Source organism: Herbaspirillum sp. 1130, assembly GCF_017833835.1.
Taxonomy (GTDB): Bacteria; Pseudomonadota; Gammaproteobacteria; order Burkholderiales; family Burkholderiaceae_D; genus Herbaspirillum; species Herbaspirillum huttiense.
Genome location: NZ_JAFICQ010000005.1, coordinates 476,220 through 491,905, shown reverse-complemented (window position 1 = coordinate 491,905; position 15,686 = coordinate 476,220). Strand labels below are relative to the sequence as shown.

Annotated in this window: 13 protein-coding genes; 1 reads left to right on the top strand and 12 read right to left on the bottom strand. The window is 63.0% G+C overall.

Annotated features, from left to right (window positions below; genetic code table 11):
* Position 1 precedes the first annotated feature (1 nt).
* The 6 genes from JOD78_RS23710 to hemE form a co-directional block, all read right to left on the bottom strand.
* The gene (locus tag JOD78_RS23710) at positions 2 to 808 is read right to left on the bottom strand and encodes an SDR family oxidoreductase (RefSeq protein ID WP_121040730.1); all 807 of its coding nucleotides are present in this window, start codon (positions 806 to 808) and stop codon (positions 2 to 4) included.
* 100 nt (positions 809 to 908) lie between these two features.
* Positions 909 to 1,616: a thiol:disulfide interchange protein DsbA/DsbL gene (locus JOD78_RS23705; protein WP_121040732.1), complete on the bottom strand. Its 708-nt coding sequence runs from the start codon at positions 1,614 to 1,616 to the stop codon at positions 909 to 911.
* Between the two features lie 107 nt (positions 1,617 to 1,723).
* Complete coding sequence (locus JOD78_RS23700) at positions 1,724 to 2,383, bottom strand: SPOR domain-containing protein (RefSeq protein WP_134137041.1); 660 nt, start codon at positions 2,381 to 2,383, stop codon at positions 1,724 to 1,726.
* A 21-nt stretch (positions 2,384 to 2,404) separates the two neighbouring features.
* Positions 2,405 to 4,138: an arginine--tRNA ligase gene (argS, locus tag JOD78_RS23695; RefSeq protein ID WP_209570067.1), complete on the bottom strand. Its 1,734-nt coding sequence runs from the start codon at positions 4,136 to 4,138 to the stop codon at positions 2,405 to 2,407.
* Between the two features lie 296 nt (positions 4,139 to 4,434).
* Positions 4,435 to 6,618, bottom strand: coding sequence for a primosomal protein N' (locus JOD78_RS23690; protein ID WP_209570066.1), 2,184 nt, complete (start codon positions 6,616 to 6,618; stop codon positions 4,435 to 4,437).
* Positions 6,619 to 7,335: 717 nt separating this feature from the next.
* On the bottom strand, positions 7,336 to 8,415 hold the full coding sequence (gene hemE / locus JOD78_RS23685; RefSeq protein ID WP_199725059.1) for a uroporphyrinogen decarboxylase: 1,080 nt from the start codon (positions 8,413 to 8,415) through the stop codon (positions 7,336 to 7,338).
* Between the two features lie 242 nt (positions 8,416 to 8,657).
* Here hemE and JOD78_RS23680 point away from each other — a divergent pair, with 242 nt between their 5' ends.
* On the top strand, positions 8,658 to 9,455 hold the full coding sequence (locus JOD78_RS23680; RefSeq protein ID WP_209570064.1) for a transporter substrate-binding domain-containing protein: 798 nt from the start codon (positions 8,658 to 8,660) through the stop codon (positions 9,453 to 9,455).
* Positions 9,456 to 9,487: 32 nt separating this feature from the next.
* Here JOD78_RS23680 and JOD78_RS23675 read toward each other — a convergent pair whose 3' ends face one another.
* The 6 genes from JOD78_RS23675 to atpA form a co-directional block, all read right to left on the bottom strand.
* Positions 9,488 to 10,300, bottom strand: a complete 813-nt coding sequence (locus JOD78_RS23675; RefSeq protein ID WP_034330975.1) for a polyphosphate kinase 2 family protein — start codon at positions 10,298 to 10,300, stop codon at positions 9,488 to 9,490.
* Positions 10,301 to 10,352: 52 nt separating this feature from the next.
* Positions 10,353 to 10,820 (bottom strand): CoA-binding protein, encoded by a 468-nt coding sequence (locus JOD78_RS23670; protein ID WP_209570062.1) that lies wholly within the window; start codon positions 10,818 to 10,820, stop codon positions 10,353 to 10,355.
* A gap of 376 nt (positions 10,821 to 11,196) precedes the next feature.
* Complete coding sequence (locus tag JOD78_RS23665) at positions 11,197 to 11,619, bottom strand: F0F1 ATP synthase subunit epsilon (RefSeq protein ID WP_008332978.1); 423 nt, start codon at positions 11,617 to 11,619, stop codon at positions 11,197 to 11,199.
* 121 nt (positions 11,620 to 11,740) lie between these two features.
* Positions 11,741 to 13,141: a F0F1 ATP synthase subunit beta gene (gene atpD, locus JOD78_RS23660; protein ID WP_008332979.1), complete on the bottom strand. Its 1,401-nt coding sequence runs from the start codon at positions 13,139 to 13,141 to the stop codon at positions 11,741 to 11,743.
* 57 nt (positions 13,142 to 13,198) lie between these two features.
* Positions 13,199 to 14,071 carry a F0F1 ATP synthase subunit gamma gene (atpG, locus tag JOD78_RS23655; RefSeq protein ID WP_209570060.1) on the bottom strand — a complete coding sequence of 291 codons (873 nt, stop codon included), beginning with the start codon at positions 14,069 to 14,071 and terminating at the stop codon, positions 13,199 to 13,201.
* Positions 14,072 to 14,101: 30 nt separating this feature from the next.
* On the bottom strand, positions 14,102 to 15,643 hold the full coding sequence (gene atpA, locus JOD78_RS23650; RefSeq protein ID WP_034330981.1) for a F0F1 ATP synthase subunit alpha: 1,542 nt from the start codon (positions 15,641 to 15,643) through the stop codon (positions 14,102 to 14,104).
* Between the last annotated feature and the right edge of the window lie 43 nt (positions 15,644 to 15,686).

The window sequence follows — 15,686 nt, the reverse complement described above, 5'->3', positions numbered from 1 at the left end:
TTTACAGATTGCGTTTCTTGTGGGGCGCGCGGGCGAAGGCGATATCGTACAGCCAGTTCGGCAGCAGCCGCAGCAGCTTGGCCACCACTCCCATCTGCCACGGGATGACGCGATAGCTCACGCCCTCGGCGATGCTCTCGACGGCACGCTCGGCAAAGCGCTCCACGGGCATCAGGAAAGGCATCGGATAGGTGTTCACGCGGGTCATCGGGGTATCGATGTAGCCCGGCGCAATGGTCACGACCTTGATGCCGGAAGAGCGCAGCTCCACCCGCAGCGATTCGCAATAGCTGATGACGGCCGACTTGGAAGCGCTGTAGGCCCCCGCCCCCGGCAAGCCGCGAATGCCGGCCACGCTGCCGATGCCGACCAGGCGGCAGCGATTGCGCTGCGCGGGCGGCGCGGCCTTCATGCGGGCCACGAAGGGCGTGAAGGTGGCAAAGGTGGCCGTGACGTTGACGGCCAGGATGCGTTCGAAGGCCGGCAGGTCTTCCTGATATTCGGTCAGCGTGCCTTGCGAGATGCCGGCGTTGGCAATGACCACGTCTGCCCCGCCGAACTCGGCCAGGAAGGCTTCGGCGGCGGCGGCCAGGGCCGCATGGTCGGTCACGTCGAGGGCATAGACGCGGTGCCGCTCCGGATGCGGCAGGCTGGCGCGCAAGGCTTCCAGCTCGGCCGTGCGGCGCGCGACCAGGCCGAGGATGGCGCCACGGCGGGCGTAGGCTTGCGCCAGGGCCATGCCGATACCGCTGGAGGCGCCGGTCAGGAACACGCGTTCCTGGGCTGCAACGACGAGAGGGTTGGCCATGCCTGCTCCTGAGGTGAGTTGAAGGTTTAGGTAATTTCTGCTGCCCAAATGACAACGGTCCGCGGCCTTGCGGACGCGGACCGTGTGGAACGGGTGAAGCTTATTTCTTTTTCGCGGGGGTGCTGCCAGCGGCCTTTTCAGCAGCCACCTTGGCCACCAGGTGATCCATCACCTGCAGGGCGGCGGCTTGCTGCATCGATTCCGGCTGGTTGGCAAGGGCCACGCCGACCACGGCCGGCGAGGTCACATAACGGCCATCGATGGCGATCATGGGCACGCCGTCGACCTTGTAGGCTTCCTGCAGCTGGGCCGCGCGGCGGGCCTTGGTCTGCACGCCAAAGGAATTGTACAGGTCGAGGAATTTCTGCTTGTCCAGGCCGATCTTCTCGATGTAGGCCAGGATGGTCTTGTCGGTGTTGATGCGCTGGTTTTCCACGTGGATGGCCTGGAAGATCTTGGGGGTCAGTTCATCGGCCTTGCCCATGGCTTCCAGCGTGTAGTAGAGCTTCTGCTGCGGCACGAAGCTGTCGCGGAAGGCCACCGGCACCTTCTTGAAGCTGATCTTGTCGCCCTGCTTCTTGACCCAGGCCGTCAGCGACGGATCCCAGGCCGCGCAGTGCGGACAGTCGAACCAGAAGAACTCGGTGACTTCGACCTTGTTGCCGGAATCGGTCGGCTGGGCCTGCTCCAGCACACGGTAGTCGCTGCCCACTTGCGGATTGGCCGGCGAGGCCGAAGCGCCAACGCTGGCGGTGAAAGCCAGTACGCCGAAGCTGACCGCAGCCAGCAGCTTTTGATGGAAACGCATGGTATTACCCTCTCTGATGGATAGTCGGTGGGAACGGCCGCTGGCCATTCCACGCCCGTCGTGCCGGTCGGTTATCCCCTGCCGCCGGCATCCACGGTGCGATCTGTTTATTTGGGGATGCGCACGATGGCGGCATCGACCCCGTTATCGGACAGCTTGCTGCGCGTGCGGTTCATCGACTCCGCATGCTCGAAGGGACCGATGCGCACGCGGTAAAGCACGCCACTGTCTGCCGTGCGCTCGGTGACCTTGGCCTCGAAGCCCAGCAGGGCCAGCTTGGCGCGGGCACTTTCGGCATCGGCCTGGTCGCGGAAGGCACCGGTCTGCAGGAAGTAAGTCCACTTGTCGTCGTTGGTGTCGTTCTTGGCGGCCGGGGTCGCAGGCGTGGTGGCCGAGGGCTTGGCGTCAGCCGTCTTGGTCTCCGGCTTGGACGGTGCCGGGGTGGGCTGCGGCGCCGGGGCCACTGGCGGCACCGGTTGCGCGGCGGCCGTATTGGGCGGCACCGGCGTCTGCGACTGCTGCTGGTCGCGCGCTGCTTCGCGGGCGATGTCGCGGTTGCCGTAGAGCGGACGGTTGGGATCGGCCGCCTGGGCCGGTGTCGGGTCGGCGCGCTCGGGGCGCGTCACCTTGTTGACGAAGGGGATGGGCGACTTGGTGATCATCAGTGCCACACCCACGGCGATCCCAAGGCCGACGATCAAACCCAGGATCAGGCCGAGCAGCGTACCGCCAGCCTGCTTGTGATATTTCGCGTTCAACGGTTTCACGTTTCTCTTTAGCTGCTTGTTTTACATTCTGGCCGGAGCCGATACGCCCAACAATGCCAGGCCGTTGCGCAGCACCTGGCGGGTGGCGGACAACAGCGCCAGGCGTGCAGACCTGGTTGGGACATCGTCGACCAGCACGCGTTCCGCATTGTAGTAGCTATGCAGTTCGCCTGCCAGATCGCGCAGGTAGAAGGCGACCTGGTGCGGTCCCAGTTCCTGCAGGGCATGGGCCAGCATGTCCGGATACTCGGCCAGCTTGGCCAAGAGCGACGCTTCGCGCGGGGCGGTCAGCAGCGACAGGTCGGCTGTGGTCTTGAGCGCTTCTTCATCCACGCCCGACTTGCCCAGCACGGTGCAGATGCGGGCATGCGCGTACTGGACGTAGTAGACCGGGTTTTCATCGGACTGCGCCAGGGCCAGGTCGACGTCGAAGACGAACTCGGTATCGGCCTTGCGCGAGATCAGGAAGAAGCGCACCGCATCGCGGCCGCGCGTGAGATCACGTTCCTGGCCCTCGACCGCTTCGCCGGCCGACCATTCGATCAGGTCGCGCAGGGTGACGTAGGAACCGGCGCGCTTGGAGATCTTGACCTCTTCGCCATTGCGCATGACGGTGACCATCTTGTGCAGCACGTAGTCGGGATAGCCCTGCGGGATACCCACGCCGGCGGCCTGCAGGCCGGCGCGCACGCGGGCGATGGTGCCGTGGTGGTCGCTGCCCTGGATGTTGATGACCTTGCCGTAGCCGCGTTGCCACTTGTTGATGTGATAGGCCACGTCCGGCACGAAGTAGGTGTAGGTGCCGTCGGTCTTCTTCATGACGCGATCCTTGTCGTCGCCATAGTCGGTGGTGCGCAGCCAGAGCGCGCCATCCTGCTCGTAGGTCTTGCCGGCGGCAATGAGCGCCTCCACGGCGGCGGCCACCTTGCCGTCGGCGTAGAGCGAAGACTCCAGGTAGTAATTGTCGAACTTCACGCCGAAGGCCTGCAGGTCCAGGTCCTGCTCGTGGCGCAGGTAGGCCACGGCGAAGCGGCGGATCGATTCGATGTCTTCCACATCGCCGCTGCCGGTGACGGGTTCGCCATCGCTGGCCGAGACGGTTTTCTTGTCGAGGAAGTCGCGGGCGATGTCGGCGATGTAGTCGCCGTTGTAGGCCGACTCGGGCCATTCGGCGTCACCCGGCTTGAAGCCGCGCGCACGCGCCTGCACCGAGGTGGCCAGCGTGGCGATCTGCACGCCGGCATCGTTGTAGTAGAACTCGCGCAGCACGTCATAGCCCTGGGCTTCCAGCAGCGAGGACAGCGCATCACCCAGCGCGCCCTGGCGGCCATGGCCCACGTGCAGCGGACCGGTGGGGTTGGCCGAGACGAACTCGACCAGCACCTTCTTGCCAGCGCCCAGGCTGCCACGGCCGAAGGCCTCGCCCTGTTCGTGGATCACCTTGACCACCGCCTGCTTGGCGGCAGCCGCCACGCGCAGGTTGATGAAGCCGGGGCCGGCGATCTCGACCGACTCCACCAGGCCTTCACGCGCCGGGTCGGCCATGACGGCGGCCACGATGGCTTGCGCCAGTTCGCGCGGGTTCTTCTTGAGCGGCTTGGCCAGCTGCATGGCGATGTTGCAGGCGATGTCGCCGTGCGAGGCATCGCGCGGACGCTCCAGCGTGATGGTCGGGGTCAGGCCGCTATCAGCCAGCAGCGGCTGCAAGGCGGACGAGAACAGGTCGGAGATGCGTTGTTTCTGTTGTGCGAGCATGGGAATGAGGGGTAAAGCGGAAGCGGCCGAGGCGCTGGTCTGGCAGGCTGCGCCGCGCGGAGGGATCGCTTGCAATTGGTTGAGCAGCCGAGATTATACCGGCTAGGCGCACCATGTTGGCTGCCCGAGCAAGCAGCTTGCACACAGGCAAGCTCTCTGTTCCATAAAGATGGCGCAATCACAACAAAGCACGCAGCCTCGCTTGCCGGCGCTTGGACGCGCTTAGGTCAATTTTGCAACAAACTTCACCCGGCATTTCACGATGCGCCGGGGACCCGCCTGCGGCCGGGCTGCCTTCATATATCGACCGGATCGACCTCAAGCGACCAGCGCACCCGCGTCTTCAGTTGCCGCAACTCGGCCAGCCAGTGCTTGAGGAAGCCTTGCAGCGCCGGGCGTGATGGACATTCGATGAGCAACTGCGCCCGCTCCACGTTGGCCACCCGCATCATGGTCATGGGGATCGGTTCGTTGATGGTGATGGCGGGGGCGTCCAACAGGGCGGCGGCCTCCTTCAGGAAAGCCATGGCCGTATCCAGCTCGCGCGCCTCGGCGCGCAGCAGGGCCTGGTACATGAAGGGCGGGAAATGAGCCTGGCGGCGCTCGTCCAGCAGGTCGCCGGCAAAGCCGTCGTAATCGTGGCGCATCACGGCCTGATACAGCGGGTGATGCGGATAGCGGGTCTGGATGAGCACCTCGCCCGAGCTGCCATCCGCGGACAGCCCGGCCCGTCCGGCGCGGCCAGCCACCTGCATCAACTGGGCAAAGAGCCGTTCGCTGGCGCGGTAGTCGTGCGAGAACAGCGCCGTATCGGGATTGAGCACGCCCACCAGCGTGAGTTTTTTGAAGTCGTGTCCCTTGGCCACCATCTGGGTGCCGACCAGGATATCCACCTCGCCCCGGTGCACGCTGTCGAAGGCGCTCTGGGCCGAACCCTTCAGGCGGGTCGAATCGGCATCGATGCGCAGCACGCGCGCGCCGGGGAAAATCGCCCCCAATCCCTCCTCCACCCGCTGGGTGCCGCGCCCCAAGGGCTGCAGGTCGACGTTGCCGCAGGTCGGGCAGGCACGCGGGATGGCCAGTTCCAGGCTGCAATGGTGGCAGCGCAGTCGGCGCTCGGGCCGGTGCACCACCATGAAGGCATCGCAGCGCATGCAGTTGCTGATCCAGCCGCAGGCATCGCAGGCCAGCACCGGCGCATAGCCGCGGCGGTTCAGGAACAGCAGCGACTGCTCGCCCTGCTCCAGGCGCTTGCGCACGGCGGCGATCAGGCCGGCGGTGAGGCCATCGACGGGCTTGTCGCGCTCCATGTCGATCACCTTGACGGTGGGCAGCACCGCCTGCTGGGCTGCGCGCTGGCGCAGTTCCAGGCGGCGGTAGCGGCCGGCCTGGGCGTGATGCCAGGTTTCCAGCGAGGGCGTGGCCGAGCCCAGCACCACGGGAATGCCGAGCTGGTGCGCGCGCCACACCGCCAGGTCGCGCGCGGAATAGCGCAGGCCTTCCTGCTGCTTGTAGGAGGGATCGTGTTCCTCGTCGATGACGATGAGCTTCAGTGACGGCAGCGAAGACAGGATCGCCAGCCGCGTGCCCAGCACGATGTGGGCCTGGCCCAGGTGCGCGGCCAGCCAGTTGCGGGCGCGCTCGCCCTCGGCCAGTCCGCTGTGCAGCGCCACCACGTTCAGGTGCGGGAAGCGTGCGCGGATGTTGCCTTCCAGTTGCGGGGTCAGGTTGATTTCGGGCACCAGCACCAGGATCTGCGCGGGGGCCGGCGCGGGCTGGCCAGGGTCGGCCGTGCCGGTGGGCGCTTCCTTGTTGCCCTGTGCCGCCTCATCTGCCGCACGGCGCAGGATGGCGGCAGCGGCTTGCAGGTAGACCTCGGTCTTGCCGCTGCCGGTGACGCCGTACAGCAGCAACGGCGCGAATCCCGTGGCACCGGCGATGGCGTCCACGGCCTGCTGCTGGGCCGGGTTCAGGGACGGTGCCTCACCCAGCTCGAGCGGATCGGGTGCAGCCTGCAGGCCGGGTTCTGCTGCTTCGGCGGTGATCGCTTCAGCCTCGGCGCGGGTCTTGCGGCGCGCCTTGGTCTTCTTGGGCGCGACCAGACGGCCCAGGGCCTTGAGCGCCTTGTCCAGCGCTACGGTGGTCAGGGCGCGCAGGTTCTTGGGCAGCCCCGGCAGCATCACCTCGCCCAGCGGGCGCTGGTAGTAGTCGGCCGCGAAGCCGCACAGCGCCAGCCAGTGCGCCGACATCGGCGGCAACTGGTGGCGCACGGCAATGACGTCCTTGATCTTGTCGGCCTGCAAGTCGGTCTGGTCCGCATGGCCAACGACCACACCCACGGCTTCGCGGCGGCCGAACGGCACCACCACCAGCTGGCCGATGGCCGGCATGGGCTCCTCCGGCGTGGCCGGCTGCCAGCGGTAATCGAAGACGGTATGCAGGGGCGTATCGAGCGCCACCTGGAGCAGGCGTTGTTCCACGAACTTAAAGTCAATCCTGAAAAACCGGGCTAAGCCCCGGTTTCATCGTCATTTTTGGACCTATCCACATACGCTGTGGATAACTTTGGGGACAAGTGCCACTTGACATCGCCCCGCGCAGGCTGGCTGCGGCTTGCGATGCATTGCCCAAATCGAGGGCAAAAAATTAAGCCAATGAAATCAATGACTTGCATCCGAGGCTTCAAGCACGAAAAATATTTTTGCATGGAAGCTTTGCGCATGGCGCTGGTGCTTCCTGTGTGCATAAGTCTGCACCAAGGGACAATGCGCCCAGCATTTGTCAAGTCCTGACCGACAGAATTTTGTCGGCTTTGGATGGCAGGCCGTTATCTCACTGTCCTACAAACTTAAAGTAAACCTTCAAAGATTTCGATAAGCGGCGGTTTTGTAAACGCTTTTGGGTCTTATACACAGCGTCTGTGGATAACTTTGTGGGCAACTGCCTATTGACAAGCTCGCAAGCCACGGCCAGTGCATCTTTCAGCAAAAATGCCTCTGCAAGCCAAAAAATTAAACCCAATAAAATCAACGGGTTACACAGGAGCCCTCTGCGCAATCCTTCATATTCAAATAAATTTGATTCTCAGTCAAAAATTCTGCCTGTATGTGCATAAGTCCCTCGCCAGTGGCACGAATGTGCATATGGACTTGGCAAACTGCACAAATACGAAAAGATAACGACAGATACGCGCACGTTCAACCGCGCAGCGAGCGGCTGATCTCGTGCACGGCCTGCGCGAGGGTCGCCACCGCTTCCGGCGGGGTGTGCTGGGAGATGCCGTGGCCCAGGTTGAAGACATGCCCGCTACCGGCGCCGGGGCGTCCGAAGGACTCCAGCAGCTTGCGCACTTCGGTGCGGATGGCGTCGTCACCGGCAAAGAGCACGTTGGGGTCGAGGTTGCCCTGCAGCGCCACCTTGTCGCCCACGCGACGGCGGGCTTCGCCCAGGTTGACGGTCCAGTCCAGGCCCACGGCATCGGCGCCGATGGCGGCGATCTGCTCCAGCCACAGGCCACCGCCCTTGGTGAAGACGATCACCGGGATCTGCTGGCCATCCTGCTGGCGCTGCAGCTGGCTGACCACCTGCTGCATGTAGGCCAGCGAGAATTGCTGGTAGATGCCATCGGCCAGCGCGCCGCCCCAGGTGTCGAAGATCATCACGGCCTGCGCACCGGCGGCGATCTGCGCGTTCAGGTAGGCGGCCACGGCATCGGCATTGGTCTTGAGGATGTGATGCATCAGGTCCGGGCGGCGATAGAGCAGGCTCTTGACCAGGCGGAAATCATCCGAGCCACCGCCTTCGACCATGTAGCAGGCCAAGGTCCAGGGGCTGCCGGAGAAGCCGATCAGGGGCACGCGGCCATCGAGCTCGCGGCGGATCTGGGTGACGGCCTTGAAAACGTAGTCCAGCTTGCCCAGGTCGGGGGCCTGCAGGGCTTGAATGGCCGCCTCGTCGCGCAAGGGGCGCTCGAACTTGGGACCTTCGCCATCAGCGAAATACAGGCCCAGGCCCATGGCGTCCGGCACGGTGAGGATGTCCGAGAAGAGAATGGCGGCGTCCAGCGGATAGCGTTCCAGCGGCTGCAGGGTGACTTCAGTGGCGTAGTCGGGATTGGTGGCCAGGCCCATGAAGGAGCCGGCACGGGCGCGCGTGGCGCGGTATTCCGGCAGGTAGCGGCCCGCCTGGCGCATCAGCCACAGCGGCGTGTAGTCGGTGGGCTGGCGCAGCAGCGCACGCAGGAAGGTATCGTTTTTGAGCGGAGCGAAGGTGGACATGGAAGAAGAGGAGGACATGGTCGGCCTGCAATGCGGTCTGACGACAATCCGGCATTATCTCATCCTCCGCGCATGGCTTCCGGCTAATTGTCGCTATCAGCGTGCGCTGATATTGATGCAGGTCGTGGCGCGCGGTTTTGCTATGATCCGATGGCTGTCGCCAGCCGGTCCTTCCAATGAACAAGAAGCGGACCGAATTCAATGCCAACGTCCCTGTCCATCATCATCCACGAGGAGCTTCCATGAAGTCCATCATCCGCACCGCCCTGCTCGCAGGCCTGGCCACCCTGTCGCTTTGCCTGACGCTGTCGGCGGCCCGTGCCGACGACGCCATCCCTGCCTCACGCCTGGACCAGGTCATCAAGGCCGGCAAGCTGCGCATCTGCATGACCGGCGACTACAAGCCCTTCACCTACTATCGCCCCGACCAGACCTTCGAAGGCATGGACGTGGAGCTCGGCCAGGCGCTGGCCAAGTCGCTGGGCGTGGAGGCGCAGTTCGTCAAGACCACCTGGAGCACCCTGATGAATGACTTCATTGCCCAGTGCGACGTGGCCATGGGCGGCGTCTCGATCACCCTCGATCGCGCCCGCCGGGCGGCCTTCTCCGAGGCTGTCATGGTGGATGGGAAAGCGCCCATCATCCGCTGTGCCGACAAGGACAAGTTCCGCAACTTCGACATGATCGACCAGCCCGGCACGCGCGCCATCGTCAACCCGGGCGGCACCAACGAGCGCTTTGCCAAGGCCCGCTACAAGAATGCGACCCTGCTCCAGCATCCGGACAACGTCACCATCTTCCAGCAGATCATCGATGGCAAAGCCGATGTCATGGTCACCGATGCCAGCGAGACCCTGTGGCAATCCAAGCTGCATCCGGAACTGTGCCCGGTGCAGCCTGACCAGCCGCTGCAGTTCGCCGAGAAGGCTTACCTGCTGCCGCGCGGCGATGTCGCCTTCAAGGCCTATGTCGATACCTGGCTGCACCTGGCCAAGGCGACCGGCGAATACCAGCGCATCTTCGACAAGTGGCTGAAGTGATCAAGTAAGCGCCGGTTGACTCGCGCCCGGCCTCAGTCGAACTTGAGATCCTTGAGTTCGGGCTTGGGGTCGGGGAAGCGCAGCTTGAGCTTCTGTAGCGTCTCCAGGACCACATTGGCCACCAGCAGGTTGCGGTGGGTCTTGGAGTCGGCCGGCACCACATACCAGGGCGCATGCAGGGTGCTGGTCTGGCGCAGCACCTCCTGGTAGCGCTGCTGGTAGGCATCCCAGAACTTGCGTTCGGCCAGGTCTTGCGGATCGAATTTCCAGTGCTTGTTGGGATCATCGATGCGCGATTGCAGGCGTGATTTCTGCTCGGCCTTGGAAATGTGCAGGAAGAATTTCAACACCACCGTTCCGGTTTCCCACAGCATGCGTTCGAAGTCGTTGATCTGGCGATAGCGGCGCTTGCACTCCTTGTCGTCGATCCAGTCGTGCACGCGGGTGATGAGCACATCCTCGTAATGGCTGCGATTGAAGACGGCAATCTCCCCCGCCACCGGTACCTGCGCATGCACGCGCCAGAGGTAATCGTGTGCCAGTTCGATGGCCGTCGGCCCCTTGAAGTTGGCGATGCGGATGCCCTGCGGATTGACGGCCGCAAAGACGTCATTGACGGTGCCATCCTTGCCGCTGGTATCCATGCCCTGCAGGATCACCAGCACCTTGTGCTTGTGGCCGGCGTAGAGCATCTGCTGCTGCAGGCCGATCTCGGCTGCCAGGCGCTGCACGGTGGCGCGGTCGGTTTCCTTGTCGCCGCTGGAGAGCGGCTTGGTGGAGGCTTCACTTTCCTTCAGGACGAACTTGGGATGGACGATGAATTGCGGGCCGATTTTCTTTGCCATGCTGTCTCGCTTTTTTCGTTATAAATCATTTCCGGTTGGGACCGGTGACGTCTTACAACACGCCGTGGGATTGGCCCATGGCGTGTTCGATCTTGATGCACTTGTCCATGACTACCTTCAGCCCGGCGGCACGGGCGCGCGCCGCCGCTTCTTCGTGGACGATGTCGAGTTGCATCCAGACGCATTCGGCGCCGATCGCAATGGCCTCCTCCACCACCGGCGGGATGTCGGCCGACTTGCGGAAGCAATCGACGATGGCGATGCGCAAGCCGTCGCTGGCCAAGGCCGCGCTGGCGTCCTGCAGGCTGGCGTGGCAGTGTTCGCCGAGGATGGTCTGGCCAGCGTACATGGGATTGACGGCCACGATGCGATAGCCCGCGGACCGCATGTAGGCCGCGACGTCGAAACTGGCGCGCTCGGGGCGATTGGAGAGACCGACCACGGCAATGATGGGCTTGCCGTGCTGGCGCGGGCTGGCCGTGGAAGAGGATGCGGAAGATGCGGGTACAGCTGGCGACATGAGGGCTCCTGTCCGGCTGGTTTGAAAGGGGCGAATGCTTTAAATGATCTGGCTGGAAGGAATTGGTTCTTTTCTTCACCATCCGGGCACTTTACCCGAGGATGGCAGTGGCCGCAGCGCCAGTGGACGCGGCATTGGGGAAGGTTTGATGCAGATTGTTTCAAAGTGCCCGAAACCGGCAGGGCTGGTCAGCTCGGCAATCACTGCGAGTCCGGGGAGCGGCCAAAGGAAGGCCGGTCTGAGCGGATCGAGCGCGCATGAAAAAAGGCAGCCGAAGCTGCCTTTTCACGTACTGCATTCCTGCGGTAATACTGTGCTGCTGTGCTGCCGTGCTACCGGACCAGGCGTGCTTCGCAAGGAAGAACGCCGCTGCCGATCAGCGCTTCTGACGCAACTTCTGGATCGCGGCCAGCTGTGCCACTGCGGCGGCCAGTTCGGCCTGGGCTGCGGCGTGGTCGATCTTGGAGTCACGGTTCACCAGCGCTTCCTCGGCCAGACGCTTGGCTTCGGCGGCCTTGGCTTCGTCCAGGTCGGCACCACGGATGGCGGTGTCGGCCAGCACGGTCACGGCGTCGGGCTGCACTTCCAGCAGACCGCCGGCCACGAACACGAATTCCTCGTGTGCCTGGCCCGCGACCTTGATACGGACAGCACCTGGCTTGATGCGCGTGATCAGCGGGGTGTGACGGGGATAGATACCCAGTTCACCCGCTTCGCCCGGCAACGCGACGAATTCTGCCTCGCCGGAGAAGATTTCCTCTTCCGCCGAGACCACGTCCACGTGAATAGTATGTGCCATGTCGTTTCCTAGTCGATGGACCGCTCCTGCGAACAGGAGCGGCGCCAATGAATCAATGTGTACTTACCTGCCGCCACCGGCCCGGGTTACGCACCCGCTGCCTGCGACGGCATGGCCAGTCTTAGTTGATCTTCTTGGCCTTTTCGATTGCTTCGTCGATGGTACCGACCATGTAGAACGCTTGTTCCGGCAGGTGGTCCAGTTCGCCGCTGGCGATCATCTTGAAGCCCTTGATCGTGTCCTTCAGCGAAACGTACTTGCCCGGGGAACCGGTGAACACTTCGGCGACGTGGAAGGGCTGCGACAGGAAACGTTGCATCTTGCGAGCACGGGCGACGATCAGCTTGTCTTCCGGTGCCAGTTCGTCCATGCCCAGAATCGCGATGATGTCGCGCAGTTCCTTGTAGCGCTGCAGGGTACCCTGGACCGCACGGGCGGTCTCGTAGTGTTCCTGGCCGACCACTTGCGGGTCCAGCTGGCGCGAGGTCGAATCCAGCGGATCGACGGCGGGGTAGATACCCAGCGAGGCGATGTCACGCGACAGAACGACGGTCGAGTCCAAGTGGGCGAAGGTGGTTGCCGGCGACGGGTCGGTCAAGTCATCCGCAGGGACGTACACGGCCTGGATCGAGGTGATCGAGCCAGTCTTGGTCGAGGTGATACGCTCTTGCAGGCGGCCCATTTCTTCGGCCAGCGTCGGCTGGTAGCCCACGGCCGAAGGCATACGGCCCAGCAGCGCGGACACTTCGGTACCGGCCAGGGTGTAACGGTAGATGTTGTCGACGAAGAACAGCACGTCCTTGCCTTCATCACGGAAACCTTCCGCAATGGTCAGGCCGGTCAGCGCCACGCGCAGACGGTTGCCCGGCGGTTCGTTCATCTGGCCGTAGACCATGGCGACCTTGGAGTTGGTCGGGTTTTCCAGGTCCACCACCTTGGCTTCTGCCATTTCGTGGTAGAAGTCGTTACCTTCACGGGTACGCTCACCAACACCGGCGAACACGGACAGACCGCTGTGCGCCTTGGCGATGTTGTTGATCAGTTCCATCATGTTCACGGTCTTGCCCACACCGGCGCCACCGAACAGACCGACCTTACCACCCTTGGCGAACGGGCAGACCAGGTCAATGACCTTGATGCCGGTTTCCAGCAGCTCTTGCGAGGGCGACAGTTCGTCGTACGCAGGGGCCTTGCGGTGGATCGAAGCGGTTTGCTCGTGCGAGACCGGACCGCATTCGTCGATCGGGTTGCCCAGCACGTCCATGATGCGACCCAGGGTCGCGGTACCGACGGGCACCGTGATCGGCTTGCCGGTGTTCGAGATGGTCAGGCCGCGGCGCAGACCGTCCGACGAACCGAGCGCAATGGTACGAACCACGCCGTCGCCCAGCTGCTGCTGGACTTCCAGGGTCAGATCCGAACCTTCCAATTTCAAGGCATCGTAAACCTTGGGCATCGCATCGCGCGGAAACTCCACGTCCACCACAGCGCCGATACACTGAACGATTTTGCCATCAGCCATTTTCGTTCCTTCAATAGATAAAATTTAAATTCTGTTTCGCTACGCTACGCCAGCTGATCAGCCGACCGCAGCCGCACCGGCGACGATTTCCGACAGCTCTTTGGTAATGGCGGCCTGGCGAGTCTTGTTGTAGACCAACTTCAACTCACCGATCACGCTACCTGCGTTGTCGCTGGCGGCCTTCATCGCGACCATGCGTGCCGATTGCTCGGAGGCCATGTTCTCGGCGACGGCTTGATAGATCAGCGCTTCGACGTAACGCACCAGCAGTTCGTCCACCACGGATTGCACATCGGGCTCATAAATGTAGTCCCAGGAGTGCGCACCCTCGTCAGCCTTGAGCTTGTCGCTGGTCAGCGGCAGCAGCTGCTGCAGGGTGGCTTCCTGCTTCATCGTGTTGATGAACTTGGTGTACACCACGTACACCGCGTCCAGCTTGCCTTCCTGGTAAGCGTCGAGCAGCACCTTGACGGGGCCGATCAGCTTTTCCAGGTGCGGCGTATCACCCAGTTGCGTCACGTTGGCGGCCACACGGGCGCCGATGCGATTCAGAAAACCCAAACCCTTGTTGCCAATGGCGACGGTTTCGATGGCCTTGCCCTGGCCTTCCAGTTCACGGAACTTGTTGGTCAACAGACGCAGCGAGTTGGTGTTCATGCCGCCGCACAGACCCTTGTCGGTCGTGACGACGATGAAACCAACGCGCTTGGCCGTATCCTGCTGGACCATGAACGGGTGCACGTACTCCGGATTGGCCTGCGACAGGTTGGCCGCAATGTTGCGGATCTTGTCGCTGTACGGGCGGGCTGCGTGCATCCGGTCCTGCGCCTTGCGCATTTTGGATGCCGCGACCATTTCCATCGCCTTGGTGATCTTCTTCGTATTTTCTACGCTCTTGATCTTGCCACGTATCTCTTTACCTGTAGCCATGAGTAAGACTCCTTATAGCTTCAGTAAGAATTAGTACGCGCCGGATTTCTTGAAGTCAGCGATGGCGGCTGCCAGGGCTGCCTCAGCATCCTTATCCAGTTGCTTGGTGTCTTCGATCTTCTTCAGCAGGTCAGCGTGGCTGGTCTTCATGAAGTTGTGCAGACCCGACTCGAAGGCCAGGATCTTCTTCACTTCGACGTCGTCCATGTAGCCCTTGTTGACGGCGAACAGGGTGACAGCCATGATCGAGATCGATTGCGGGGTGTACTGAGCCTGCTTCAGCAGTTCGGTCACGCGCGCACCGCGGTCCAGCTGCTTGCGGGTGGCTTCGTCCAGGTCGGAAGCGAACTGCGCGAAGGCAGCCAGTTCACGGTACTGTGCCAGGTCGGTACGGATACCGCCGGACAGGCCCTTGATGACCTTGGTCTGGGCAGCGCCACCGACGCGCGACACCGAAATACCGGCGTTGATCGCAGGACGGATACCGGCGTTGAACAGCGAAGTTTCCAGGAAGATCTGGCCGTCGGTGATCGAGATCACGTTGGTCGGAACGAAGGCGGAAACGTCACCAGCCTGGGTTTCGATGATCGGCAGTGCGGTCAGGGAACCGGTCTGGCCCTTGACTTCGCCGTTGGTGAACTTCTCGACGTAGTCGGCGTTCACGCGGGCAGCACGTTCCAGCAGGCGGCTGTGCAGGTAGAACACGTCGCCAGGGTAAGCTTCACGGCCCGGCGGACGGCGCAGCAGCAGCGAGACCTGACGGTAAGCCACGGCTTGCTTGGACAGATCGTCATACACGATCAGGGCGTCCTGGCCGCGGTCGCGGAAGTATTCGCCCATGGCGCAACCCGAGTAGGCCGACACGTATTGCATCGCTGCCGATTCGGAGGCGGTTGCTGCCACGACGATGGTGTATTCCATCGCGCCGTGGGCTTCCAGTGCGCGCACCACGTTCTTGACCGACGAAGCCTTCTGGCCGATCGCAACGTAGATGCAGGTCATGTTCTGACCCTTTTGATTGATGATGGCGTCGATCGCAACAGCGGTCTTGCCGGTCTGGCGGTCACCGATGATCAGCTCGCGCTGGCCACGGCCGACAGGCACCATGGAGTCGATCGACTTCAGGCCGGTCTGCATCGGCTGCGACACGGACTGACGCGCGATCACGCCCGGAGCGATCTTTTCGATCGGGGCGGTCAGCTTGGCGTTGATCGGACCCTTGCCGTCGATCGGCTGGCCCAGTGCGTTGACCACACGGCCCTTCAGTTCAGGACCGATCGGCACTTCCAGGATGCGGCCGGTGCACTTGACCAGGTCGCCTTCGGAGATGTGTTCGTATTCGCCCAGGATAACGGCGCCCACCGAGTCACGCTCCAGGTTCAGCGCCAGGCCGAAGGTGTTGCCCGGGAATTCCAGCATCTCACCTTGCATCACGTCGGACAGACCATGGATACGGCAGATACCGTCGGACACGGAAATGACCGTGCCCTGATTGCGAATCTCAGCGGTATCGCCAAGGCCTTGGATCCGGCTCTTGATCAGCTCGCTGATTTCAGATGCGTTGAGTTGCATACTAACTCCTAAAAATTGTTCTTTCGCTTAGCCAGCCAGAGGC

Bases quoted from the DNA above. Each gene is read 5' to 3' on its own strand.
- JOD78_RS23710 (WP_121040730.1), bottom strand. From the start codon at position 808: ATGGCCAACCCTCTCGTCGTTGCAGCCCAGGAACGCGTGTTCCTGACC.
- JOD78_RS23705 (WP_121040732.1), bottom strand. From the start codon at position 1,616: ATGCGTTTCCATCAAAAGCTGCTGGCTGCGGTCAGCTTCGGCGTACTG.
- argS (WP_209570067.1), bottom strand. From the start codon at position 4,138: ATGCTCGCACAACAGAAACAACGCATCTCCGACCTGTTCTCGTCCGCC.
- hemE (WP_199725059.1), bottom strand. From the start codon at position 8,415: ATGTCCACCTTCGCTCCGCTCAAAAACGATACCTTCCTGCGTGCGCTG.
- JOD78_RS23680 (WP_209570064.1), top strand. From the start codon at position 8,658: ATGAAGTCCATCATCCGCACCGCCCTGCTCGCAGGCCTGGCCACCCTG.
- JOD78_RS23675 (WP_034330975.1), bottom strand. From the start codon at position 10,300: ATGGCAAAGAAAATCGGCCCGCAATTCATCGTCCATCCCAAGTTCGTC.
- JOD78_RS23670 (WP_209570062.1), bottom strand. From the start codon at position 10,820: ATGTCGCCAGCTGTACCCGCATCTTCCGCATCCTCTTCCACGGCCAGC.
- JOD78_RS23665 (WP_008332978.1), bottom strand. From the start codon at position 11,619: ATGGCACATACTATTCACGTGGACGTGGTCTCGGCGGAAGAGGAAATC.
- atpD (WP_008332979.1), bottom strand. From the start codon at position 13,141: ATGGCTGATGGCAAAATCGTTCAGTGTATCGGCGCTGTGGTGGACGTG.
- atpG (WP_209570060.1), bottom strand. From the start codon at position 14,071: ATGGCTACAGGTAAAGAGATACGTGGCAAGATCAAGAGCGTAGAAAAT.
- atpA (WP_034330981.1), bottom strand. From the start codon at position 15,643: ATGCAACTCAACGCATCTGAAATCAGCGAGCTGATCAAGAGCCGGATC.